This window comes from Kitasatospora sp. NPDC004799 (assembly GCF_040609095.1).
GTDB lineage: Bacteria > Actinomycetota > Actinomycetes > Streptomycetales > Streptomycetaceae > Kitasatospora.
Window position 1 is genome coordinate 1 of the sequence record NZ_JBEXJK010000349.1, and the last position, 8,896, is coordinate 8,896.

General features: G+C 74.6%; 6 protein-coding genes and 1 pseudogene. 5 read left to right on the forward strand and 2 right to left on the reverse strand.

The genetic code is table 11. From position 1 onward, the window contains the following. On the forward strand, positions 1 to 881 hold an 881-nt coding region (locus tag ABZW03_RS31605; protein WP_355265866.1), incomplete at its 5' end, for a hypothetical protein. A gap of 97 nt (positions 882 to 978) precedes the next feature. On the opposite strand, the gene ABZW03_RS31610 is transcribed toward ABZW03_RS31605, so the two are convergent. Next, positions 979 to 3,471 carry a YfhO family protein gene (locus ABZW03_RS31610; protein WP_355265868.1) on the reverse strand — a complete coding sequence of 831 codons (2,493 nt, stop codon included), beginning with the start codon at positions 3,469 to 3,471 and terminating at the stop codon, positions 979 to 981. 157 nt (positions 3,472 to 3,628) lie between these two features. Here ABZW03_RS31610 and ABZW03_RS31615 point away from each other — a divergent pair, with 157 nt between their 5' ends. From ABZW03_RS31615 to cimA, 4 genes are all read left to right on the forward strand, one after another. After that, on the forward strand, positions 3,629 to 4,216 hold the full coding sequence (locus ABZW03_RS31615; RefSeq protein WP_355265871.1) for a Uma2 family endonuclease: 588 nt from the start codon (positions 3,629 to 3,631) through the stop codon (positions 4,214 to 4,216). Positions 4,217 to 4,262: 46 nt separating this feature from the next. Continuing rightward, positions 4,263 to 5,300, forward strand: coding sequence for a 3-isopropylmalate dehydrogenase (locus ABZW03_RS31620; protein ID WP_355265874.1), 1,038 nt, complete (start codon positions 4,263 to 4,265; stop codon positions 5,298 to 5,300). Between the two features lie 246 nt (positions 5,301 to 5,546). Continuing rightward, entirely contained in the window at positions 5,547 to 6,659 is a 1,113-nt protein-coding gene (locus tag ABZW03_RS31625) for a branched-chain amino acid aminotransferase (protein WP_355265877.1), read from the forward strand. Between the two features lie 453 nt (positions 6,660 to 7,112). Further along, entirely contained in the window at positions 7,113 to 8,717 is a 1,605-nt protein-coding gene (gene cimA, locus ABZW03_RS31630; protein WP_355265882.1) for a citramalate synthase, read from the forward strand. 68 nt (positions 8,718 to 8,785) lie between these two features. Here the strand turns inward: cimA and ABZW03_RS31635 are convergent. Beyond that, positions 8,786 to 8,896: pseudogene (locus ABZW03_RS31635) on the reverse strand (ATP-binding protein); the annotation flags it as partial.

Below are 8,896 nucleotides of genomic sequence, written 5' to 3' on the forward strand. Positions count from 1 at the left end.
CGGTAGACGACCGCCAGCAGCGCCGCGTACGCGCGCATCTCCCGCGCGACCTCGAGGTCCTCTCCCGAGTATTCCGCGCACAAGGCGTCGGCGCCTTCGCGCTCGGCGGCGAAGGGGTCCGCTGGCCCGACTGCCCGCCCGGCGGCAGCGGCTCGGCGGTCGCCCCGGGTGCGGGCGTCCGGCCCGCGGCGGCGGGGGAGGAGGCCGACCCGGCGGACGAGATCTGCGTCGAGCACCCCGGCGAGCGGGCCGCCGACCTGCGCGCGGCCGGGGCCGCCGTCGACTCCGAACTGCTGTACGTGGGTGCGCAGTTGTGGGCGCCCGCGGCCACCCCGGTGGGGCTCTACGGGGTGCGGGTGGCGCTGGACACCGACGGGGACGGCAGCACCGACGTCGTCCTCAAGGCCGACCGGCTGCGCGGCAGCGACGTCCTGGTCTCCCGCGCCCTGGACGCCCGCACCGGGGCCGAACTGGACGTCCAGCCGCTCAACGCCCACTGGGGGGACACCGACACCGCCCTGCTGGACAGCGACGTCCTGGTGCTGCCCGTCCGGCTGAGCGCCCTGCCCGGCGTCGCGCCCGGGCACAGCACCGTCCGCTACGGCGTCTGGACCGGCTACGCCGGGGGCGGCACGCCGGACGCGGCCGACGCCCTCTCCGCGATCGGGCTGAACGGCACCGACCCGGCCGTCCCGCTGGACGTGCTGCACCCGGCGCTCACCGCGAGCGCCGGCCTCCGCGGGCCGGCGGCGGTGGTGGTCCCGGCCGGGCCGGGCACCGTCCTCGACGTGCACCGGGCGCAGGGCGACGCCTCGCGGCTCCTGCTGCTGTACCACCTCAACCCGGCCGAGCGGCGGGCCCAGGTGCTCGACCTGCCCTGACCACCGGTGGCGGGGGCGGCCCACCGGCGGGCCGCCCCCGTCGCCTTACGGCGGGCGGCGCACACGGCTCGTGGCACACGCACCCGCGGGGAGTGGGTCAGGCTCCGGCGGCCCGCGCCGCCCGGCGGCGGTCGCGGCGCGGGAGGCGGGTCGGTCGGCGGGTGAGCCGGGCGAAGACGGCCACCAGGGCGAGCACCGCGGCGGTGGCGGAGGCGACGGTGAGGCCCTCGGTGAGGCCGGGCGGGCGGAAGGCGCAGGCGATCCGGGAGGCGCCGCCGCCCAGCGGGACGCCGATCATGCCGAGCACGGGGACGGGGGCGGCGCGGCGGCCGCCGTCCACCGCGCAGGTCCAGCCCTCGGCGGCGGGGACGGAGAGCAGCGCGGTGCCGGTGGACCCCGCCGGGAGGTCCGCGGTGAGGGTGTGCCCGCCGGCCTCCACCCGGGTGGCGCCGGTCGCGGTGAGGCGGGCCACGGCCGCCTCCAGGGCGCCGGCCCGCAGGCAGCCGATCGGGCGGGCGGGGACCTGGCTCACCGTGTCCGAGCGCAGCGTCACCCGGACCACGCCGTCCGCCGGGACGGTCCCCAGCCGGTGGACCGGCACGGCGGTGGTGGGCTGCTCGCCCTCGCTGCGGTACTCGGTGCCGAGGCCGCTGACCGTGCCCCGGTACCAGACCCCGTGGAAGTAGGCCGTCCCGCCCGGCGTGCAGGCGGCGGTGAACACCGTGCCCTCCCCGCCGCCCGGCACCGACCAGCCGCTGGTGCCGTGCAGGACGGGCGCCGGCCCGCCCGCCGGGACGGGCAGCGGGGCGTCGTACACCTGGCTGCCGAGCAGCGACTCCTGCCGGGACCAGACCGAGGTGGTCTCGGTCCGGGCCCCCGGGGGCAGCACGGTGACCAGCGGGGGCGCGGCGGCCGCCCGGACCGGGGTGAAGGAGCGCGGCGACGCGCCCGGCGGGGCGTCGTCGAGGTGGGTGCGGACGCCGAACAGGGCCCGGCCGACCGGGTCGGTGACGCTCGCGGTCTGCCGCCCGCCGGCCGTCCAGCCCGCGCCGAGGTCGTGCAGCAGCAGGGCGGTGACGGTCGGCAGGTAGCTGCTGAACCAGCCGCCGCCCTGGCCGTTCAGCAGCAGCGGGTCGTTGGGGGTGAAGGCGTGCGGCCCGGGGTCGCTGCGGCCGCGCGGCCAGTCGGCGGCCGCGCGCAGCGCCGCGTGGCCGGCCCGGACGGCCGCCGGGGAGGCGCCGCCGGAGGGGGCTGCGCCGAGCGCCGCGTACCCGGACCAGACGGCGTTGCCCAGGACCGTGCCGCCGATCACCCAGCCGGCGAGCGCGGTCGCCCGCCGGTCGGCGGGCCGGCGGTCGAGCAGCCACAGCGCCGCCGACAGGACGGCGCCGCCGACGGCCAGCAGCGCCCAGGTGGCCGGGTGCACCGTGGACCGGCCCGCCGCCAGGCCGGCGACCACCGCCACCACGGCGGCGCCGCCCAGCACGGTGCGCAGGTCCGGGCGGTGCGCCAGCGAGACCCAGCCGGCCAGCACCAGCAGCCCGCTGAGCACGAAGGCCACCCGGTACGGCCCGCCGGCCGGGATCGCCAGACCGTGCCAGACCAGCACGGTCGGGGTCCAGACGAAGCCGGCCGCCACCAGCGCCGGCGCCGCGCACCACAGGGCGCGCTCCCGCGGTCGCACCCGCCGGTTGAACGGCAGCCCGCACACCACCAGCAGCCCGAAGACGCCGATCGCCACGTCCGGCAGCCGCTGCCCGCCGTGGGTGGCGGGCAGCAGCCGGGCGAGGTGGGCGCCGACACCGGACGGGCCGAGCGGCTCGACCGGGGACTCCGGCTGGGCCCGGCGGGCGGCCCGGACCGCGACGAACAGCACCGGGGAGGCGAGCAGCACCCCGGCGGTGGCCGTGGTGACGGCCCGGCCGGTGGCCCGGACCCGGGCGCGGAACGGGCGCGGGGCGGCGAACAGCCGGACGGCGAACAGCAGCGCGGCGGCCAGGGTGGCCAGCGCGGCGGTGTACAGGTTGCCCACCCAGGCGAGCGCGACGCACAGCGCGCCGGCCACCCAGTGCCGCTCGCGCAGGCACCAGTCGCCGGCCAGCCCGAGCAGGGGCAGCGAGACCAGGCCCCAGAGCCACATCGGGGCGGCCCCGCCGACGTCCAGCACCCAGGCGCACAGCCCGTACCCGACGGCGGCGAGCGCCCGCAGCCCGGGCGGGCCGGGGTGGAGGCGGCCGAGCAGCCGGGTCATCAGGGCGGTGCCGAGGCCGATGGTGGCCAGGGTGACCAGGAGGACGGCGAGCCGGCCCTGGTCGCGGGGGAGGAGCGCGGTGGGCCAGGAGAAGGGGTTCATCAGGTAGGCGAAGAAGTCCGCCAGGAACGGGGCGCCGTAGCCGCTGTTCCAGTTGACCAGCAGGTCCCCGGCGGCCTGCCCGTGCAGCAGGTCCCACAGGTGCGCGTGGTACGGCACGGCGACCGCCTCCGCCCCGGCCGGCCACTGCCCGCGCACCCCCGCCGCCAGCCCGTACCCGCCCATCGCCAGCCCGGCCGCACCCCCGCAGACCAGCGCCTCCCGCCGCCGCCCGCCCATCCGCACCCCGTTCCACCCGCCGCCGCACCGACCCCGCCAACCTAAACACGCCCCAGGCGTACGAGCCGAAGCACGCGCTCCTTCGAAGGAGTGGCGTTCGAGGACTCTCCGCCGAGTAGCCTGAGAGCGCCGCCAGGATGCCCGTATGGGAGGAACCATGAGCATCGAGCCGTACCCCGACTGGCTTCGCCCGCCGGTCGGCGGATATACCGCCGAAGACCTGGACCGGCTGCCTGATCTCCCGCCGCACACCGAGCTGATCGACGGGAGCCTGATCTTCGTGAGTCCGCAGACCATCTTCCATCTGTTGGCGGTTCGTCAGCTGGAGTTCGCGCTGGTGGCAGCCGTTCCGCCGGGATGGGCGGCTTGGCGCGAGATGACGGTCACGCTGGATCGGCGCAACAGGCTTGAGCCGGACCTCCTGGTCGTCGATAAGCGGGCACATGCCGGCCCCAAGGGTCGCAAGGGAACCTCCTGCCAGGCGGAGGACGTGCTGCTCGCGGTCGAGGTGGTGTCGGAGGAGTCGCAGGAGCGGGATCGTGACACCAAGCCGCGAAAGTACGCCGCAGCCGGCATCGCCCACTTCTGGAGGGTTGAGGACGACGACGAGGGTCGCCCGGTCGTCTACGTGTACGAGCTGGACCCGGCCACCAAGGCCTATGGTCTGACCGGCATTTACCACAAGCAGCTGAAGGTCGAACGGCCTTTTCCGATTGAGGTCGATCTGATCGACACGTCCGAATAGTGGACGGTGGGTGTCAGCACCTGGGACGGCGGAGTAGGGTCCGAGCATGTCTCGCACCATTCGTCTCGCAGTTGTCCCCGGTGACGGCATCGGCCCGGAAGTGGTGGCCGAAGGCCTCAAGGTCCTGGGCGCCGTGCTTCCCGCCGACGTGAAGCTGGAGACCACCGAGTTCGACCTCGGGGCCCGGCGCTACCACCGGACCGGGGAGACGCTGCCGGACGACGTGCTGGCGGAGCTGAAGTCCCACGACGCGATCCTGCTGGGCGCCATCGGCGACCCGAGCGTGCCGTCGGGCGTGCTGGAGCGGGGGCTGCTGCTCAAGCTGCGGTTCGCCTTCGACCACCACATCAACCTGCGTCCGGGCCGGCTCTTCCCCGGGGTGTCGTCCCCGCTGGCCGGCCGGCCGGAGATCGACTTCGTGGTCGTCCGCGAGGGCACCGAGGGCCCGTACGTCGGCAACGGCGGCACGCTGCGCACCGGGACGCCGCAGGAGGTGGCCACCGAGGTCAGCCTGAACACCGCCTTCGGCATCGAGCGCGTGGTGCGCGACGCCTTCCGCCGGGCGCAGGCGCGGCCCCGCAAGAAGCTCACCCTGGTGCACAAGAACAACGTGCTGGTGCACGCCGGGCACCTGTGGACGCGGATCGTCGCCGAGGTCGGCCGGGAGTTCCCCGAGGTCACCACCGACTACCTGCACGTCGACGCGGCGACCATCTTCTTCGTCACCCAGCCGGAGCGGTTCGACGTCATCGTCACCGACAACCTGTTCGGCGACATCCTGACCGACCTGGCCGCCGCCGTCACCGGCGGGATCGGCCTGGCCGCGAGCGGCAACATCAACCCGAGCGGCGCGTTCCCGTCCATGTTCGAGCCGGTGCACGGCTCGGCCCCGGACATCGCGGGCCAGGGCAAGGCCGACCCGACCGCCACCGTGCTGTCGGTCGCGATGCTGCTGGAGCACCTCGGCTTCGCCGCCGAGGCCGCCCGGATCGAGGCCGCCGTCGCGGCGGACCTGGCCGAGCGCTCCGGCACCCGCGGCACCTCCCAGGTCGGCGACGCGCTCGCCGGCCGAGTATCCGGCTAGCGGGCCGGATCCGAGAGCGGAGTTCCGGCTGACGGGCCGGATCCAAGAGCGATTCCGGCCCGGCGGGCCGGACCGCACAACCGCAGCTCGCGGCCCTCGAGGAGGGCGGGCAGCTGTTCGGCACGGCCCTCTGGATGCGAGTATCGACAGTGGGCCGTGCCGTTGTGCGTCCGTTCAGGTGATTTTCGCCGAAACGTTTCCGCAGCGGTGGTGGCCCGGACCAACCCCACGGTGAAGGAAACAGCCATGAGCACGGCCACCCAGGCGCCCATCACGTTCGACCTCAAGCCCTCCGCCCACCCGCTGCCCGCAGCGGAGCGCGAGGCCCGGCTGGCCAACCCCGGCTTCGGCCGGGTCTTCACCGACCACATGGTCACCATCCGCTGGACCGAGGGCGTGGGCTGGCACGACGCCCAGCTGGCCCCGTACGCGCCGCTGGAGATCGACCCGGCGAACATGACCCTGCACTACGGCCAGGCGATCTTCGAGGGCCTGAAGGCCTACCGCCAGGCCGACGGCTCCATCGCCACCTTCCGCCCGGAGGCCAACGCCGCCCGCTTCCAGGCCTCGGCCCGCCGCCTGGCGATGCCGGAGCTGCCGGTGGAGACCTTCGTCGAGGCCGTCGAGCTGCTGGTCCGCCAGGAGCAGGACTGGGTGCCGAACGAGCCGGAGCAGAGCCTCTACCTGCGCCCGTTCATGTTCGCCACCGAGGTCGGCCTGGGCGTCCGCCCGGCCAACTCCTACCTCTTCATGATCATCGCCTCGCCGGCCGGCGCCTACTTCCAGGGCGGCATCAAGCCGGTCTCGGTCTGGCTGTCCAAGGAGTACGTCCGGGCCGCGCCCGGCGGCACCGGCGCCGCCAAGTGCGCGGGCAACTACGCCGCCTCGCTGGTCGCCCAGGCCCAGGCCGCCGAGAAGGGCTGCGACCAGGTGGTCTGGCTCGACGCCGCCGAGCACCGGTGGGTCGAGGAGATGGGCGGCATGAACCTGTACTTCGTCTTCGGCGAGGGCAAGGACGCGAAGGTCGTCACCCCGGAGCTGTCCGGCGCCCTGCTGCCCGGCATCACCCGCGACTCGCTGCTCCAGCTGGCCGCCGACCTCGGCTACGCGGTCGAGGAGCGCCGGATCTCCACCGACGAGTGGCAGCAGGCCAACGCCGACGGCACCCTGACCGAGGTCTTCGCCTGCGGCACCGCCGCCGTGATCACCCCGGTCGGCTCGGTGAAGTCCGCCGCCGCGGACTGGACCGTCGGCGCCGGCGAGCCCGGCCCGGTCACCATGGAGCTGCGCAAGGCCCTGCTGTCGATCCAGGGCGGCCAGACCCCGGACACCCACGGCTGGCTGCACAAGATCGTCTGACCGCGCTGACCGCGCTGACCGCGCTGACCGCGCTGACCGGGCTGACCGCGCTGACCGGGCGCCCCGCGACACCGGGGCGCCCGGGCCCGCCACCGGGCGGAATCCCCGCCCGCCGGGCGGCCGTTCCGCATCGCGAGACGGCCGGGCCGGATGCCGGGCGGCTGTGCCAGACTGCCGGTGTGTCCTCGCTTTCGCTGATTATTGGCAGCAGGCGCGCCGGTCCGCAGTGACCGCTTCCCGCACGACCCGATGCGGAGCGACCACGAGCGTCCAGACCCGCGCGCAGACCTCTCGCACCCGCGAGGGGTCTTTTTGTTTCTCCCGGACCGGCCGAGGGCCCTCACGAGGGGCCCGGGGACACCGGGACCGCGCGCGGGATGCTGGACAGTGGAGCCGGGACCAGGAAGTCCGGCAGAGCAGTACCAACCTCCCCGAAACGGAGAACCAGGGGTCATGACCGAGGTCACCCGTACCGACGACAGTTTCCACGTGTTCGACACCACGCTGCGCGACGGAGCACAGCGGGAGGGCATCAACCTGACGGTGGCCGACAAGCTGGCCATCGCCCGGTACCTGGACGAGTTCGGGGTCGGCTTCATCGAGGGCGGCTGGCCCGGGGCCAACCCACGCGACACCGAGTTCTTCGCCCGCGCCGCCGACGAGCTGGAGCTGCACCATGCCCAGCTGGTCGCCTTCGGCGCCACCCGCCGGGCCGGCGGCAGGGCGGCGGAGGACCCGCAGCTGGCCGCCCTGGTCGCCTCCGGCGCCCCGGTGATCACCCTGGTGGCCAAGGCGCACGACCGGCACGTGGAGCTGGCGCTGCGCACCACCCTGGACGAGAACCTGGAGATGGTCCGGGACAGCGTCGAGTTCCTGCGCTCCCAGGGCCGGCGGGTGTTCATCGACTGCGAGCACTTCTTCGACGGCTACCGGGCGAACCCCGAGTACGCCGTGTCGGTGGTCCGCACCGCGCACGAGGCCGGCGCGGACGTGGTGGTGCTCTGCGACACCAACGGCGGGATGCTGCCGGCCGGCGTCCGGGAGACCGTCGCGGACGTGCTCGCCCGGACGGGGGCCCGGCTCGGCATCCACGCCCAGGACGACACCGGCTGCGCGGTGGCCAACACCCTGGCCGCGGTGGACGCCGGCGCGACCCACGTCCAGTGCACCGCGAACGGCTACGGCGAGCGGGTCGGCAACGCCAACCTGTTCCCGGTGGTCGGCGCGCTGGAGCTCAAGTACGACCGCCGGGTGCTGCCCGCCGGCCGGCTGGCCGAGATGACCCGGATCTCGCACGCGATCGCCGAACTGGTCAACCTGACCCCCTCCACCCACCAGCCGTACGTCGGCTTCTCGGCCTTCGCCCACAAGGCGGGCCTGCACGCCTCCGCGATCAAGGTCGACCCGGACCTGTACCAGCACATCGACCCCGAGCGGGTCGGCAACACCATGCGGATGCTGGTCTCGGACATGGCCGGCCGGGCCTCCGTCGAGCTCAAGGGCAAGGAGCTCGGCTACGACCTCTCCAGCGACCGGGACCTGGCCGGGCGGGTGGTGGCCAAGGTGAAGGAGCAGGAGAACCTCGGCTACACCTACGAGTCCGCCGACGCCTCCTTCGAGCTGCTGCTGCGCGACGAGGTGCGCGGCAGCCGGGAGCGCTTCTACACCCTGGAGTCCTGGCGGACCATCAGCGAGCAGGGCCCGAAGGGCTTCACGGGCAACGAGGCCACCGTCAAGCTGTGGGCCAAGGGCGAGCGCCGGATCGCCACCGGCGAGGGCAACGGCCCGGTCAACGCGCTGGACCAGGCGCTGCGCACGGCCCTGGAGGGCATCTACCCGCCGCTGGCCACCTTCGAGCTGGTGGACTACAAGGTCCGCATCCTGGAGGGCCAGCACGGCACCGGCTCCAAGACCCGGGTGCTGATCGAGTCCACCGACGGCGTCGCCACCTGGTCGACGGTCGGCGTGGCCGACAACGTGGTCGCCGCCTCCTGGCTGGCGCTGGAGGACGCGTACACCTACGGCCTGATCCGGGCGGGCCTGGAGCCGACCGAGTAGTCAGCGCCCGGTGTGCCTGCGGCCCGCGGGACTTCGTCCGGAGTCCCGCGGGCCGCGGCCGTGCGCGATCACCGCAGTCGAGCCAGCAGGGCGTGTTCGACGAGGGTGATGAGGGCGCTCTTGGCGCTGTCGCGGCGGCGGGCGTCGAGGGTGATGACGGGGGTGTCGGTGCCGAGTTG

What these genes read in the sequence shown, in the direction of transcription:
- ABZW03_RS31625 (WP_355265877.1), top strand. Translation starts at nt 5,547, where the DNA reads ATGAGCACGGCCACCCAGGCGCCCATCACGTTCGACCTCAAGCCCTCC.
- ABZW03_RS31610 (WP_355265868.1), bottom strand. Translation starts at nt 3,471, where the DNA reads ATGGGCGGGCGGCGGCGGGAGGCGCTGGTCTGCGGGGGTGCGGCCGGG.
- ABZW03_RS31615 (WP_355265871.1), top strand. Translation starts at nt 3,629, where the DNA reads ATGAGCATCGAGCCGTACCCCGACTGGCTTCGCCCGCCGGTCGGCGGA.
- cimA (WP_355265882.1), top strand. Translation starts at nt 7,113, where the DNA reads ATGACCGAGGTCACCCGTACCGACGACAGTTTCCACGTGTTCGACACC.
- ABZW03_RS31620 (WP_355265874.1), top strand. Translation starts at nt 4,263, where the DNA reads ATGTCTCGCACCATTCGTCTCGCAGTTGTCCCCGGTGACGGCATCGGC.